General features: G+C 65.9%; 11 protein-coding genes and 1 tRNA gene. 9 read left to right on the forward strand and 3 right to left on the reverse strand.

What is annotated here, in order from left to right; genetic code table 11:
* The first annotated feature begins 93 nt into the window (after window positions 1-93).
* The 9 genes from OSJ75_RS20515 to OSJ75_RS20555 all read left to right on the forward strand — a co-directional run bounded on the left by OSJ75_RS20515 (window position 94) and on the right by OSJ75_RS20555 (window position 13,177).
* On the forward strand, window positions 94-3,462 hold the full coding sequence (locus OSJ75_RS20515; RefSeq protein WP_267229310.1) for a DUF2126 domain-containing protein: 3,369 nt from the start codon (window positions 94-96) through the stop codon (window positions 3,460-3,462).
* 68 nt (window positions 3,463-3,530) lie between these two features.
* Complete coding sequence (locus OSJ75_RS20520; protein ID WP_416362591.1) at window positions 3,531-5,930, forward strand: circularly permuted type 2 ATP-grasp protein; 2,400 nt, start codon at window positions 3,531-3,533, stop codon at window positions 5,928-5,930.
* Between the two features lie 10 nt (window positions 5,931-5,940).
* Window positions 5,941-6,828 carry a transglutaminase family protein gene (locus OSJ75_RS20525; RefSeq protein WP_250014750.1) on the forward strand — a complete coding sequence of 296 codons (888 nt, stop codon included), beginning with the start codon at window positions 5,941-5,943 and terminating at the stop codon, window positions 6,826-6,828.
* A 155-nt stretch (window positions 6,829-6,983) separates the two neighbouring features.
* Window positions 6,984-8,072, forward strand: a complete 1,089-nt coding sequence (locus OSJ75_RS20530; protein ID WP_267229311.1) for a pyridoxal-phosphate-dependent aminotransferase family protein — start codon at window positions 6,984-6,986, stop codon at window positions 8,070-8,072.
* Window positions 8,073-8,074: 2 nt separating this feature from the next.
* On the forward strand, window positions 8,075-9,718 hold the full coding sequence (locus tag OSJ75_RS20535; RefSeq protein WP_267229312.1) for an ABC transporter substrate-binding protein: 1,644 nt from the start codon (window positions 8,075-8,077) through the stop codon (window positions 9,716-9,718).
* Between the two features lie 66 nt (window positions 9,719-9,784).
* On the forward strand, window positions 9,785-10,765 hold the full coding sequence (locus OSJ75_RS20540) for an ABC transporter permease (RefSeq protein ID WP_267229313.1): 981 nt from the start codon (window positions 9,785-9,787) through the stop codon (window positions 10,763-10,765).
* Window positions 10,762-11,595, forward strand: coding sequence for an ABC transporter permease (locus tag OSJ75_RS20545; protein ID WP_267229314.1), 834 nt, complete (start codon window positions 10,762-10,764; stop codon window positions 11,593-11,595). Before OSJ75_RS20540 ends, OSJ75_RS20545 begins: the two co-directional genes overlap by 4 nt.
* Window positions 11,592-12,395, forward strand: a complete 804-nt coding sequence (locus tag OSJ75_RS20550; RefSeq protein ID WP_267229316.1) for an ABC transporter ATP-binding protein — start codon at window positions 11,592-11,594, stop codon at window positions 12,393-12,395. Before OSJ75_RS20545 ends, OSJ75_RS20550 begins: the two co-directional genes overlap by 4 nt.
* Window positions 12,392-13,177 (forward strand): ABC transporter ATP-binding protein, encoded by a 786-nt coding sequence (locus OSJ75_RS20555; RefSeq protein WP_250014737.1) that lies wholly within the window; start codon window positions 12,392-12,394, stop codon window positions 13,175-13,177. Before OSJ75_RS20550 ends, OSJ75_RS20555 begins: the two co-directional genes overlap by 4 nt.
* On the opposite strand, the gene OSJ75_RS20560 is transcribed toward OSJ75_RS20555, so the two are convergent.
* From OSJ75_RS20560 to OSJ75_RS20570, 3 genes are all read right to left on the reverse strand, one after another.
* Window positions 13,174-13,542, reverse strand: a complete 369-nt coding sequence (locus tag OSJ75_RS20560; RefSeq protein WP_250014735.1) for a DUF427 domain-containing protein — start codon at window positions 13,540-13,542, stop codon at window positions 13,174-13,176. The genes OSJ75_RS20555 and OSJ75_RS20560 overlap by 4 nt on opposite strands.
* 54 nt (window positions 13,543-13,596) lie before the next feature.
* Complete coding sequence (locus OSJ75_RS20565; RefSeq protein ID WP_250014733.1) at window positions 13,597-14,670, reverse strand: HPP family protein; 1,074 nt, start codon at window positions 14,668-14,670, stop codon at window positions 13,597-13,599.
* Window positions 14,671-15,483: 813 nt separating this feature from the next.
* Window positions 15,484-15,560, reverse strand: a tRNA-Pro gene (locus OSJ75_RS20570).
* Between the last annotated feature and the right edge of the window lie 104 nt (window positions 15,561-15,664).

Below are 15,664 nucleotides of genomic sequence, written 5' to 3' on the forward strand. Positions count from 1 at the left end.
CGTGATCAAATTTTGAGCGTGACAAGGCCCCGCAGTAGGTTAGCTTAAGGTGGGCTTCGCACCCGAGGGATCTCTGTCTGGATATGAGGCCACATGGCAATACAAGCTGCGCTCTACCATCTGACGCACTATAAATATGATCGGCCCATCCGGCTCGGGCCGCAGATCATCCGGCTCCAGCCTGCGCCCCATTCCCGCACCAAGGTTCCAAGCCATTCGCTGAAGGTCAGCCCGGCCAATCATTTCGTCAATCTGCAGCAGGACCCATACGGCAATTTCCTCGCGCGTTTCGTCTTTCCGGAACCGGTGAGCGAATTGAAGATCGAAGTCGATCTCGTTGCCGACATGACCGTCTACAATCCGTTCGATTTCTTCGTCGAGCCGGAAGCGGAGACCTGGCCGTTCGAATATCCGCAGGAGCTGCGCCGGGACCTGTCGATCTATACGGAGCCCGAGCCATGCGGGCCGCTGGTGGCCGATTTCCTCGCCTCCATCGAGAGGACGCCGGTCAATACGGTCGATTTCGTCGTCGCGCTCAATGCCCGCCTGCAGCGCGAGATCGGCTATGTCATCCGCCTCGAGCCCGGGGTGCAGGAGCCGGAGGATACGCTGCGCGCCGGAACCGGCTCGTGCCGCGATACGAGCTGGCTTCTCGTCCAGGTACTGCGGAATCTCGGGCTGGCGGCGCGGTTCGTGTCCGGCTATCTCATCCAGCTCAAGCCGGACCTCGTGGCGCTCGACGGCCCGGCCGGCACCAGCGTCGATTTCACCGACCTCCACGCCTGGTGCGAGGTTTACCTGCCCGGTGCGGGCTGGATCGGCCTCGATCCGACTTCCGGGCTCCTGACCGGCGAAAGCCATATTCCGCTTGCCGCGACGCCGCATTATCGCAATGCCGCGCCGATATCGGGCATGGCCGAACCCGCCAATGTCGAATTCGGCTTCGACATGCGGGTGACGCGCATCGCCGAACATCCGCGCATCACCAGGCCGTTCTCGGACGAATCCTGGCAGGCGCTCGATGCGCTCGGCGACCGGGTGGACGCGATCCTCAAGGAAAGGGATGTGCGGCTGACGATGGGCGGCGAACCGACCTTCGTTTCCATCGACGATTTTGAGGCGGGCGAATGGAATACCGATGCGGTCGGCCCGACGAAGCGGGAACTCGCCGACAAGCTCATCCGCCGGTTGCGCCAGCGTTTCGCGCCGGGCGGCTTCCTGCATTATGGCCAGGGCAAATGGTATCCCGGCGAAAGCCTGCCGCGCTGGACCTTCTCGCTCTATTGGCGCAGGGACGGCAAGCCGATCTGGACCGATCCCGCGCTCGTCGCCGCCGAAACCAGCAGTGCCGAAATCTCGACGGAAGATGCCGGAAAGCTGCTCACCGCCATTGCGGACGAACTCGGCGTCGAAACCGGCATGGTGGCCGCAGCCTATGAGGACCCGGGCGAATGGCTGCTCAAGGAGGGCAATCTGCCGGAGAATGTCGATCCGACCAATCCCGAGCTCAAGGACCCCGAAGAGCGCAGCCGCATGATCCGCGTCTTCGAGCGCGGCCTGACCGAGCCGACGGGCTTCGTCCTGCCGGTGCAGCGCTGGAACAGCCAGGCGGTTCCGGACCGGCGCTGGCGCAGCGAGAAATGGACGACGCGGCGCGGCAAGCTCTTCCTGGTCCCGGGCGATTCGCCGGTCGGCTATCGCCTGCCTCTCGGCGCGCTGCCGCGGGTGCCGCCTGCCGAATATCCCTATATCGTGCCGGTGGACCCTTCGGTGGACAGGGGGCCATTGCCCGCGCCCCATCCGGCTGCCGCCCCGGCCACTCCGCCGCAGGCGGTGGCATCTTCCACGGCGACTGATAGCCCGCCGCAGGCGGTGGCATCCTTCACGGCGGCAGAGGGAAACCAGCAGCAGCGGATCGAGCAGGAACTCGGCGAGATCGGCGGCGCCGTGCGCACCGCGATCTCGGTCGAGCCGCGCGAGGGACGCCTGAGTGTGTTCATGCCGCCGGTCGAGGCGCTGGAGGATTATCTGGAACTGGTCGCGGCGGCGGAGAGCGCGGCCGCCCGGCTCGGCATACCCGTCCACATCGAAGGCTATGCCCCGCCGCAGGACCCGCGCATCAATGTCATTCGCGTGGCGCCCGATCCCGGCGTCATCGAGGTCAATGTCCATCCGGCGGCCAATTGGCGCGAATGCGTCGATATCACCACGGCGGTCTATGAGGAGGCGCGCCAGACCCGGCTCGGCGCCGACAAGTTCATGATCGACGGCCGCCATACCGGCACGGGTGGCGGCAATCACGTGGTGGTGGGCGGCGAAACGCCCAATGACAGCCCGTTCCTGCGCCGGCCGGACCTGTTGAAGAGCCTCGTGCTCTACTGGCAGCGCCATCCGGCCCTGTCCTACCTGTTTTCCGGGCTGTTCATCGGCCCGACGAGCCAGGCGCCGCGCATCGACGAGGCGCGGCACGACAGTCTCTACGAATTGGAGATCGCGCTTGCGCAGGTGCCGATGCCGGGCAAGGGCGCGCCGCCGCTACCATGGCTGGTGGACAGGCTGTTCCGCAACCTGCTCGTGGACGTGACCGGCAATACCCATCGCTCCGAAATCTGCATCGACAAGCTGTTCTCGCCCGATGGCCCGACGGGCCGGCTCGGCCTCGTCGAGTTCCGCGGCTTCGAAATGCCGCCCGATGCGCGGATGAGCCTTGCCCAGCAATTGCTGATACGCGCCCTGATCGCGCGGTTCTGGACCGAGCCGATCGAGGGCAGTTTCGTGCGCTGGGGAACGACCTTGCACGACCGTTTCATGCTGCCGGCCTTCGTCTGGGAGGATTTCCTCGAAGTCCTCGCCGATCTGCGCCAGCATGGTTTCGACCTCAGGCCCGAATGGTTCGAGGCCCAGCTCGAATTCCGCTTCCCCTTCTGCGGCGAACTTGCGCTGGAAGGCGTCAAGCTCGAACTGCGCCAGGCGCTGGAACCATGGCATGTCATGGGCGAGCAGGGCGCCATCGGCGGAACCGTCCGCTTCGTCGATAGTTCGGTCGAGAGGCTGCAGGTCCGGCTCGAAGGCGCCAATGCCGGGCGCTATGGCGTGGCCTGCAATGGCCGCGAGGTGCCGCTTGCGCCGACGGCGGTCAATGGCACCGCCGCCGCTGGCGTCCGCTTCAAGGCGTGGCAGCCGCGCTCCGGCCTGCATCCGATGCTGCCGGTGAACGTGCCGCTGGTCTTCGATGTTTACGACCGATGGTCCGGCCGGGCGATCGGCGGTTGCACCTACCACGTTGCACATCCCGGCGGGCGCAATTATGAGAGCTTTCCGGTCAATGGCAACGAAGCCGAAGCGCGCCGGCTCGCCCGTTTCGAACCGCGCGGCCATACGGCCGGCAATTACGAACTGCGCAAGGAACAGCCATCGCCGGAATTCCCGATGACATTGGACCTCAGGCGAACGAGACTATAAGCGTTACGGGCATTGCCGCATGAATGGCGATGCCCGACCGACCCGAACGCTGGAAACCGCGACATACGATGATGATGCAACCAGAAAAGGCGCAATCGCTCTCCAGCCTGCTGGCCGGATATCGCCCCTTGCCGGCCACCTCCGACGAGATGATCGACCATGATGGCAATGTGCGCCCCGGCTGGGAGCAGCTGCTGAGCGCGCTGGACGGGATCGGCCCGGAAAAGCTTGCCACGCGCTTCGCCAGGGCCAGCCAGTATCTGCTCGACGCCGGGGTCTTCTACCGCATCTATGACGAGACCGGCACGCAGGAGCGGCAATGGCCGCTGGCGCACATACCGATCCTGATCAACGAGAACGACTGGAGCCTCATCACGTCCGGCCTGACGCAGAGAGCCGACCTCCTGGAGGCGATGGTCGCCGATATCTATGGCGAGGCGCGGCTGGTGCGGGACGGGGTTCTGCCGCCGGACCTCATCGCCCACAGCCCCGAATTCCTGCATCCGCTTGCGGGCGTGGCGCCGGCCAGCGGCCATTTCCTGCAATTCTGCGCCTTCGAGCTCGGACGCGCGCCGGACGGGCAATGGTGGGTGCTGGGCGACAGGACGCAGGCGCCCTCCGGCGCCGGCTTTGCGCTGGAGAACCGCGTGGCGACGACGCGCGCGCTCTCCGACATCGCAAGCTCGATGAATGTCCATCGCCTCGCCGGGTTCTTCAGGCATTTCCGCGACTCGCTCCAGGCGCTGATCCGCGATCCGCAGGGCAGGGCCGCCATCCTGACGCCGGGACCCAATAACGAGACCTATTTCGAACATGCCTATATTGCCCGCTATCTCGGCTTCATGCTGCTGGAGGGAGAGGACCTGACCGTCAGCAATGGCCGGGTGATGGTGCGCACCGTTTCCGGCCTGAAGCCTGTCGACGTGCTGTGGCGCCGCCTCGATGCCGCCTATGTCGATCCGCTGGAACTGAAGCCGGATTCGTGGATCGGCACGCCCGGCATGGTCGGCGCCCTGCGGCGCAAATCCGTCTCCATGGTCAATGCGCTGGGCTCGGGCATCCTCGAGACGCGCGCGCTCCTCGCCTTCCTTCCGGCCGTCTCGCGCGCCCTGCAGGGCCGCGAACTCGAACTGCCGAGCATCGCTACCTGGTGGTGCGGCCAGGAGGCCGAGCGCGAACAGGTCATCGATCGCATCGACCGGATGATGGTCGGCCCGGCGCTTTCGACGCGGCTGCCATTCGAGGACACGGAGGCGACTCAGCTTGGCGCATCGCTGGACCCTGCCGCGAAGGCCGGGCTTGTCGAACGGCTGAGGCAGGATGGACGGTCGCTGGTCGGGCAGGAGGCGGTGAAACTGTCGACGACGCCGGTCTATGTCGACGGGCGGCTCGAACCCCGGCCCTTCGTGCTGCGGGTCTTTGCCGCCAGGCACAAGGGCGGCTGGAGCTTCATGCCCGGCGGGTTCGCCCGCGTCGGCACCAGCGAGGATACGGCCGCCATCGCCATGCAGCGCGGCGGACAGGCGGCGGATGTGTGGGTGACCAGCAGCACGCCGGTGGAGCAGAACACGCTGCTGCCGCGCGAGGATGCCGGCTTCCGCCGCAACGTGCCCGGCACGCTGCCGAGCAGGGCGGCGGAAAACCTGATGTGGATGGGCCGCTATATCGAGCGGGCCGAGGGAACGGCGCGCATGCTTCGCGCCTGCCACGCGCGCTATGCCGAGACGCCCAACCGCGAATTGCCGCTGCTGGCCGAGATGCGCGATTATCTGGAACCGCTCGGCATCGACCTCGACGAGGCGGTGCCGATGGGCCTGCAGCGCTCCATCGACGGCGCCGTGCTGAGCGCCGGGCGCATTCGCGACCGCTTCTCCTCCGATGGCTGGCTGGCGCTGCACGACCTTTCGAAGACCGTGCGCCGATTTGCCGGCGTGGTGACGCCGGGCGACGACGCCACCCGCGCCATGACCATTATCCTGCGCAAGCTTGTCGGCTTTTCCGGCCTCGTCCACGAAAACATGTACCGGTTCACCGGCTGGCGCTTCCTCGAGATCGGCCGGCGGCTGGAGCGCGGCATCCAGATGGCGAACATTCTGTCGCGGCTCGGCCGCCACGATGCCGCCGAGGGTTCGCTGGACATGCTGCTCGAGATCGGCGACAGCGTCATGACCCACCGCCGCCAGTACAGCGTCTATTCCGGCCGCATCAGCGTGCTCGACCTGCTGGCGCTCGATCCGCTCAATCCGCGCTCCATCATGTTCCAGGTCGATGCGCTGAAGACGGAGTTCGGCCTGTTGCCGCGCCCCGATGGCAGCGCCGGCATGCTGCCTTTCTCCAAGGACGTCCTGAGGCTGCATACGGAACTGGCGGTGGCCGAGGCGGGCGAACTGACGCCGGAGGCGTTGCGCGGCATCGGTCACGATATCGCGGACCTCTCCAACACGATTTCAGCGACTTACCTGGCATAGGAGGCGGAACATGCTCTACGATATTCGCCTGCGCCTCCATTATGACTATGAGAGATCCGCCGCCGGCGGGCGTCATCACGTGCGGGTCATGCCGCAGACGCTGCCGGGCATCCAGCGCGTCGTCGCCTCCAGCCTGTCGTTCGAGCCGTCGCCGGCCGAGCGCTCGGAGTTCAAGGATTTCTTCTCCAATATCGTCACCGCCATCGTCTATCGCAATCCGCATGAGACGCTCGACATCGGCATGACGGCGCGGGTCAATGTCTCGCGCCCGCCGATGATGCTCGACGTCTCGCCGGATCTTGCCGGGCTGCGCCGGGAAATCCGCTCGCTCTGGGCGGTCGACGCGGAGGCGCCGCATCATTTCCTGACATCGGGGATACACGCCGAAATCACGCCGGAGATCACCGCCTATGCCGGGACGAGCATCCGCGCCGGCCGCACCATCATCGAGACGGTGGCCGATCTCAACAGGCGCATCCATGCGGATTTCGCCTATGATGGCGGCGCCACCAATGTCCGCACCACGGCGGGCGAGGCCTTCCGCCTGCGGGCCGGCGTCTGCCAGGATTTCGCCCATGTGATGATCGCCGGATTGCGCGGCCTCGGCATTCCCGCCGGCTATGTCAGCGGTTTCCTGAGGACGATCCCCGCGCCCGGAAAGGAGCGGCTGGAAGGCGCCGATGCGATGCACGCCTGGGTGCGCGCCTGGTGCGGGCGGGAGACGGGCTGGCTCGAATTCGACCCGACCAACGACATGATGGCCGGCAACGACCATATCATCGTCGGCCATGGCCGCGATTATGCCGATGTTTCGCCCATTGTCGGCGTCCTGAAGACCAGCGGCGCGCAGGAGGGCAAGCAGTCGGTCGATGTCGTTCCGCTGGAGTTGGCAGGGTAGGGCATTTGCCACCGTGACAAGATAGTTTGGCCCGGCAGGGACAGTTGGAACTGTTTTTCTTGGTTTCGGGCGGCGGGCGGAATAGATTGGCGCATCCTGCCAATTCGACCCCGGGTAAAGCCGCCGTGAATCCCCGACAATCGCATTCGCCGCTGATGTTGACGACCGGTCCGGTGGAGGCCTATCCGCAGGTGCTCGCCGCGCTTGGCCGGCCGATGCAATATGATTATCTTCCGGCCTATCAGGATTATTATGCCGGCGTGATCGCCAGGTTGCGCCGGGTCCTGCGCATGGATGACGATCCGGTCATCATGCAGGGCGAGGCCATTCTCGGCATAGAGGCTGCGGCCGCCGCCCTCATCGGCGATGGCGACGTCGTTCTCAACATCGTGTCCGGTGTCTATGGCAAGGGCTTCGAGACATGGGCGCGGCGCCATGGCCGCGAGGTGGTCGAGGTTGCCGTGCCATTCGACGAGGTGGTGGACCCGCAGGCGGTGCGCGCGGCGCTGCGGCAGAGGCCCGACATAAGCATCGTCGCGATCTGCCATCACGACACGCCGTCCGGCACGATCAATCCGGTCGAGGAGATCGGCGCCATCGTCGCCGAACATGGCGCCTATCTGATCGTCGATGCGGTTTCCTCCTTCGGCGGCATGGACATCTTTCCGCATTCATGCGCGGCGGACATCTTCGTCACCTCGCCGTCGAAATGCCTCGGCAGCGCCCCGGGCCTCAGCCTCGTCGCCGTCAGCGAGCGTGGCTGGCGCAAGATCGAGGCCAATCCGGCTGCGCCGCGCGCTTCCTTCCTGAGCCTCGCCGACTGGCGCGGCGCCTCGCGGCCGGGCGCCGCCTTTCCGGTGACGCCTTCCATCGCCGAGATACACGCGCTCGATGCCGCGCTGGACCTGCACGAGGCCGAGGGCGCCGAGAATGTCTGGGCCCGCCATGCGGCGACGGCGGCGGCGACCCGGCACGGCCTGCTCGACCTCGGCTACGAGCTTTGGCCGCGCAGGCCCGAATGGTGCTCGTCGACAGCGACGGTCTTCCGCGTGCCGGAAGGCTGCGATGCGACCGAACTCAGGAACCGGCTTGTCCGCGAACATGATATCCTGATCTCGCTCGGGCGAGGGGCGACAGCCGGCAAGGTGCTGCGGGTCGGGCATATGGGCCCCGCCGCCCGGCCCGAAAATGCAACGAAGTTCCTGGCCGCGCTCGAATCAGTGGTTTCACGACAGGGAGTATGAACATGTCAGCCTTTTTCCTGACCCGGCGCCGGTTCCTTGCCGCAAGTGCCAGCGCCGCCGCCCTGACGGTGCTGCCATTGGGCAGTGTGCCATTGGGCGGTACGCAATCGGGCCGTGCATGGGCGCAGGAACCCGTCCGGGGCGGCAGGCTGGTGGTGGCGGGCGACAGCGAGCCGACCAATCTCAATCCCGCCATCGTCGCATCCAACGGCGTGTTCTTCGTCGCCAGCAAGGTCATCGAACCGCTCGCCGAGCAATCCTATGGCGGCACCGACGGATTGGAGCCGCGGCTTGCCACGTCCTGGGAGGGATCGAAAGACGGGCTCTCCGTCACCTTCAGGCTGCGCGAGGGCGTCAGCTGGCACGACGGCAAGCCCTTCACCGCGGCGGATGTGGCGTTTTCGGCGCTGGAAGTCTGGAAAAAGCTGCAGAATCTCGGCCGTGTCGTCTTCAGGAACCTCGAAACGGTGGAAACGCCGGACGATCACACCGCCATCTTCAAATTCTCCGCCCCGACGCCGTTCCAGCTGATCCGCAATGCCTTGCCGGTGGTGACGTCGGTGCTGCCGGCGCATCTCTACCGCGACACCGACATTGCCCGCAACCCGGCGAACCAGAAGCTGGTCGGCACCGGGCCGTTCGTCTTCGCCGAGCATCGGCCGGGCGAATATTTCCTGCTCAGGCGCAACGAGAATTACTGGAAGAAGGGCGAGCCGCTGCTGGACGAGATCGTCTACCAGTTTCTTCCCGATCGCGCCGCCGCCGGCAATGCGCTCGAAGCGGAGGAAATCCATCTCGCCGCCTTTTCCGCCGTGCCGCTCGCCGATCTCGACCGTATTTCGCAGGTGCCGGGCCTCAAGGTCCATGCCAATGGCTATGAGAGCCTGACCTACCAGCTGATCGTCGAAATCAACCATCGGCGCAAGGAACTGGCGGATCTGAAGGTGCGCCAGGCCATCGCCCATGCCATCGACCGTGATTTCGTCGTCAAGACCATCTTCCTCGGCTATGCCAAGCCGGCCTTCGGTCCCATTCCGGCGACGGACGCCACTTTTTTCGAACCCGACCTGTTGCGCGCCGCGTTCGATCCCGTCCGGGCGGAAGCGCTGCTCGACGAGGCGGGCTACAAGCGGGGCGAGGGCGGAACCCGGTTCGCGCTCAGGCTCCTCCCGGCGCCGTTCTTCAACGAGACGAAGCAATTCGGCGACTATCTGCGGCAGGCGCTGGCGAAGATCGGCATCGACGCGCAGATCGTCGGCAACGATACGCCGGCCCATCTGAAGGCGGTCTATACGGATCATGATTTCGACATCGCGGTCGCAACGCCGGTCTACCGCTCCGACCCCGCCATCTCGACGACGATCCTGTTCCAGAGCGGCCTGCCGGCGGGCGTGCCGTTCTCCAACCAATATGGTTTCGCCGACCAGCCGATCGATGCGCTCATCGACCAGGCGGCAGTGGAGATCGACGGAGCCAGGCGGGCCGGGCTCTACCGGCAATTGCAGAAAGAGGTGGCGCAGAAGCTGCCCTTGATCAATGTCGCCGATTTCTCCTTCATCACGGTCGCCCGCGATACGGTAAGGAACGTCTCGGACAATCCGCGATGGGCGGTATCGAACTGGTCGAATGTCTGGATCGCCGGCTGAGCGGCCACATTGTCAGGCGCGGCAATTGCCTCTAGGCTCGCATCCTCATGACTGCCGGAGCTGTTCTTGCCGCCTCTTGCCACTTTTCTTCTCAAACGCCTCGCGGCGGCTCTCCCGGTTCTCGCCATCGTGCTCCTTGGAAGCTTTGCCCTGCTCGAAGCCGCGCCCGGCGATGCGGTCGATGCCTATATCGGCCGGTCCGGCGCGCTCGATGCCGGGCAGATTGAGGCGCTGCGGCGGGAATTGCGGCTGGATGAGGGGCCGGCCAACCGGCTTGCCGCCTATGTCTCCGCGCTTGCCCGGGGCGATCTGGGCTGGTCCTCGGCCTTCGAGCGGCCGGTTGCCTCGGTGGTGGCCGAGCGCCTGCCGGTAACGCTGCTGCTGATGGGCGTCTCGACGGCGCTGGCCTTCCTGCTCGGCTCGCTGCTCGGCGTCGTCGCCGGCGCCCGGCCCGGCTCGTGGCGCGACCGCTTCCTCTCCACGGCCTCGCTGGCGCTCTATGCGGTGCCGGGCTTCTGGCTCGGGCTCGTGCTGATCGTCGTCTTCAGCGTCCATTTGCGCTGGCTGCCGATCGGCGGCATCGAAGCTGTGGCATCGGGCAGGACAGGCCTTGCCCGCATCGGCGATATCGCCGCGCACATGGTCCTGCCGGTCGCCTCGCTGTCGATGATCTATCTCGGCCTCTACCTTCGGCTCATGCGCGACCGCATGGCGGCAATATGGAACGAGCCCTTCGCGCTTGCGCTCAAGGCGCGCGGATTGAGCCGGACGCGCATCGTCTGGCGCCACATCGCCCGCAATGCCATCGTGCCGGCCGTGACGATGCTGGGGCTGCAGGCGGCGGCGATGCTCGGCGGCAGCGTCGTGATCGAGAGCGTCTTCGCCATACCGGGCTTCGGCCGGCTTGCCGCCGAGGCGGTTTCGCGGCGCGACACGCCGCTGCTCCTCGGCGTCATCCTGTGCAGCGCGCTCATCGTCATCCTCGCCAATCTGCTGGTCGACCTCGCCTATGGCAAGCTCGATCCGCGGGTGAGGATCAGGACATGACCGGCTGGAGCAATATCGGCTGGCAGGCGCGGTTTGGCCTGCTGCTCCTTGCCGCGCTCGGGTTGATGGCGCTGGCGGCGCCGCTCATCGCGCCGGGCGATCCGCTGGCGCTTTCCGGGCCGCCGCTGTTGCGGCCGTTCCTCGATGCCGCCCATCCGCTCGGCACCGATCGCCTTGGCCGCGACGTGCTGGCCGGCATCGTGCATGGCAGCCGCACGACCCTCATGGTCGCGCTGTTTTCCGCGGCGGCGGCGCTGATGTTCGGCAGCCTCATCGGCACGCTTTCCGGCTTTCTCGGCGGCATCGTCGATCTGGCGCTGATGCGTCTCACCGAGGCGTTCCAGACCGTGCCGGCCTTCCTGCTGGCGCTCGCCGCCATCAGCATGAGCGGCCCCGGCATCCCGACGCTGGTCTTCGCCATAAGCCTCGGCAACTGGACGCAGGCGGCGCGGGTGACGCGGGCGGAGGTGCTTTCCCTGCGCGAGCGCGATTTCGTTGCCGCCGCGCGCGTCCTCGGCATGCGGCCGCTCGAAATCGCCTTCCGCGAGATACTGCCGAACGCTTTCGGCCCGCTGGTTTCGCTCGCCGCGATCTCGGTGGCTTCGGCGATCCTGATCGAGGCGGCGCTGTCGTTCCTCGGCTTCGGCGATCCGAACCGCGTCACCTGGGGCAGCATGATCGCCGAAGGCCGCACTGTCCTGCGCGCCGCGCCCTATCTGTCGGTCGTGCCGGGCATCGCGCTCGTCGCCACGGTGCTCGGCGTCCATTTTGCCGGGCGCGGCCTAGCTCTGCGGGAAAGGGTGTCCCGGCGGGAAAGGGTGGCGCAATGAGCGAATTGCCGTTTCTGGCCGTGAAGAATTGCAGCGTCGCCTATGGCGCGCAGACCGCGCTCGACGATGTTTCGCTGGAGCTCGGGCGCGGCGAGAGGCTGGCGATCATCGGCGAAAGCGGCTCCGGCAAATCCACGCTGGCGCTCGCCATTGCCGGCTTGTTGCCCGGCGATGCCGTGCGGTCCGGCACGATTGACTTTCCGGGTCTGGAGCGGGCGGCAAGGCCCGGCGCCGATATCGGCTTTCTGTTCCAGGACGCCTCGGGCAGTCTTGATCCCATGATGAAGATCGGCGACCAGATCGCCGAGATCATGATGTCGCATCGCGGCATGGGCTGGATCGCGGCGCGGGTGGAGGCGGCGCAATTGCTGGACCGCGTCCGGATCCCGAAGGCGCTGGCGCGGCTCGACGACTATCCGCACCAGTTCTCCGGCGGCCAGAAGCAGCGCATCGCGCTCGCCGCCGCGCTGGCGGGCAAGCCGCAACTGCTCATCGCCGACGAGCCGACCAGCGCGCTCGATACGGTGACGCAGCGGCACATCGTCGACCTGCTGGACGAACTGGTGCGCGAGGCGGCGCTGACGCTGGTTTTCGTCACCCACGATGTAGCGCTGGCGGCCGAGCGCGCCGACCGTATCGCCGTCCTGCGCCATGGAAGGATCGTCGAGACCGCCGCCACCGCCGGGCTGCTTTCAAGCCCCGCCCATGCCTATAGCCGGGCGCTCGTCGCCCTGCATCTGCCGCTCGGCATGGCGCGGCCGCGCCGGCTGCCGGAAATCGGCGAGGATGTGCCGTCATGACCCGTGGCGCTCCCCTGCTGCAGGTCAGCGGCCTGTCGAAACGCTTCGGCAAGGCGGGTCCGGCCGGCCTGCGCGATATCGGCTTCTCGCTGTCGCGCGGCGAGACGCTGGCCATCGCCGGTGCGTCCGGCTCGGGCAAGACGACGCTGGCGCAGCTCGTGCTGCGCCTGCAGGAGCCGGACCACGGCACGATCCAGCTGCTCGGCCAGGACATAACCCGGCTTGGCGGCGAAGCGCTGCGGCGCATGCGGCCACGGTTTCAGATGGTGTTCCAGGACAGCATGGCCGCGTTCAATCCGCGCGCCTCCGTGCGCCGCATCCTCGAGGCGCCGCTGCGCATCCACAAGCTGGCGGCCAAGGGCGCCTGCGAGCCCATCATCATCCGCATGCTGGAAAAGGTCGGGCTCGGGGCGGAACATCTCGACCGCCTGCCGCGCTCGCTCTCCGGCGGCCAGCGCCAGCGCGTCGCCATCGCCCGCGCCATGCTCACCCAGCCGCAGCTGCTGGTGCTGGACGAGCCGGTATCGGCGCTCGATCTTTCCATCCGCGCCCAGATACTCAATCTGCTGCTCGACCTGCAGGAGGAGACCGGCATCGCCTATCTCTTCATCTCCCACGATCTTGCGGTCATCAATGCGGTGGCGGACAGGCTGATCGTGCTCGACGAGGGCCGGCTGGTGGAGGAGGGCGCTACGGCCGCTGTACTGGCCGCCCCGCAGGCCGAGGCCACCCGCGCGCTGATCGCCGCAGTTCCGCGCCTGCCGCCAGGAGGGCCGGGCTAGCGAAGCACCTGTTCCGCGTCGATGACACCCTCGAACACGACATGCTTCGGATCAAAGGCGCCGTGCCCGGCGATCTGCGCCACTTCCGCCTTCGGCTCCTCATAGGCCCACATGGCATCGTCGGCCGATTCGCCCTGGCCATTGATGCGCCAATAGGTGGCCGTGCCCTTCCACGGGCACTTCGTCTCGGTCGAGGTCTTTTCCAGATGGGTGAAATAAATGTCGTCGAAGGGGATATAGAGCACCGGATCGTGCCCCGGCTCCCGCAATTCAAGCGCCTTGTCGGATGAAGCGATGACCACATCCCTGAATCGGACAGTCACCGATTCCGGATAGGGTCGAATGGTAATGCCGCCGTCGTCCATGATCGTCTCCTTATGCTCATTCAGATAAAGCATCGGCCGCCGACTTTGTTCCGCCTAGCGGCCGCTGGGTCGTGCCGCCAGCGCCGCCAGAAGGTCGGTCTGGGTCACCAGTCCCTTTATATGGCGCTCCTCGTCGATGACGACAACCGCGTGGACGCGCCCGCTGGTCAATATGTCGAGAAGATCGAGCGCCGGACTGTCGGGCGAGGCCGTCTGCGGCGGCGCCATGACGTCGGCGACGCTTCCCGTCGCATCGATGAGTTCGCGCAGGCCGACGGTGCCGGCGAGACGGTCGCCATCGTCGACGAGCGGCAGCGTGCGGATATTGTGGTCGATCAGCAGCTGCCGCGCCTTGCCGGCGCTTTCGCCCGTTTCGAGCCGGATCACGTCGCGGGACATGATGTCCTTGCAGGTCAGCGGCCGGTAGCCGCGTGCGAGCGCGCGGCGCTGGACCTGGCGCAGCAGTTCCTCGATATCCTTGCGGTCGATGTCGAAGGTCTCGTGCATCGTCTCGAGCGCGGCATCCACGTCCTCGCTGCGGAAACCGGCGCGCAGGATCGGCGGCTCGTCCGCGGTGCCATGGATATTGACCGGCGCCGGCGCCACATGGGGATAGGAGCGCCGCGACAGGCGATGGAACAGGATGCCGAGCCCGACGAGCAGGACGGAGTTCACGGCCACGGGGAAGAAGGGGAAATAGAAGCCGGCGGAGGTGACGGCGCTGCCGCCGATCACCGCGGTCAATGCCGCCGCGCCGCCGGGCGGATGCAGGCTGCGGGTGACCGACATGGCGGCGATCGCCAGCGCCACCGCGAGCGCAATGGCAATGGCGGGCTCGGCGACGAAGTGCGAGACGGTGACGCCGACCAGCGCCGAGATCGTATTGCCGCCAATGATCGGCCAGGGCTGGGCGAGCGGGCTGGCGGGAACCGCGAACAGCAGCACGGCGGAGGCGCCGATGGGCGCCACGATCATCGGCGTGAAGCCATCGCCCATCGACAGGCCGCAGAGATAGCCGGTGAGGCCGATGCCGACCAGCGCGCCGACGCAGCCGATGATTCGGTCGCGCAGGGTCGCGCCAGCAAGAATGGGCTGGAAAATACGAAAACTGGATCTGTTCATGTTCATGCGGACGCCGGACCGGAGGGCGGAAATCGGGAGCGCCCCACGTGTATTTTCATATCGGCGGTTGCGGAAGGCCATTTCGTTCCCCACCACCGCTTTTTTGAGAATATTCGCCTAGATGGATGGAATTTCGGGATTAATTGTTCCTGGAATGCAGTTTTGTGGGCCGGATGGCCCGGATTGGCTCCTGCAAACGTCTCGGATCGGCGGCAGCAGAACCGCTGGATACAGAAAATCGTCACCACGCCCGCAAAATCGCGTCTGGTCATTGAAAGGGGGGAGACGGGCGGTCTTCGCGCGTCTATAGTATCAGGGTCGAGGTCCGAAGACCGCCCATGGCGTCTTTGCCCTGCTGTTGTTGCGTTTGTCAGGCGCAACAACCCGGAAACCGGAGCGCCACCTCCGTTTCCTTCTGCAGTTTGCCGGATAGTCGGGGTTGTCACTTCCGACCATCCGGCAACGCCACCCTTCCCCAGCTTATCGAAACAGCTCCGGAAGCTGCTCCCCTAGGAAGGACCGAATCACAATAACCCGGTTTCAAAGTGGTGGGATAAGTTTCCATTTATCCCACCGGACCATGCGCGGGTGGGATCGCCGTTGTGGGGTCTTTCCACAGGCTCAGGATGAGGATGATTGATTTGATTGCAGAAAAGCAGGGAACCAAGATCTGAAACCTCGCAGAACTATCCCCCTGCCAAACACCCAATCTCCTCAGCATGAGGGAGGTTGGTTCAGCCTGAAAAACGCTGAGGTCACCATGAGCAATCGAGCTCATTGGAGGCAAGGTGGGCAACGATACGGGAAAATCGGGAAAACTGGTCGGAGTGAGAGGATTCGAACCTCCGACCCCATCGTCCCGAACGATGTGCGCTACCAGGCTGCGCTACACTCCGTGACCAGTGGCGCGGTATATAACGTCCGATTTGGCGCGCTGCAAGCGTTTCCGCGCGAGTTTTCACGATTGTGACGGCAGAATTTACCTTGTCGGCCAGATTGA

The organism is Phyllobacterium sp. 0TCS1.6A, from assembly GCF_026420825.1.
Lineage (GTDB): Bacteria > Pseudomonadota > Alphaproteobacteria > Rhizobiales > Rhizobiaceae > Phyllobacterium.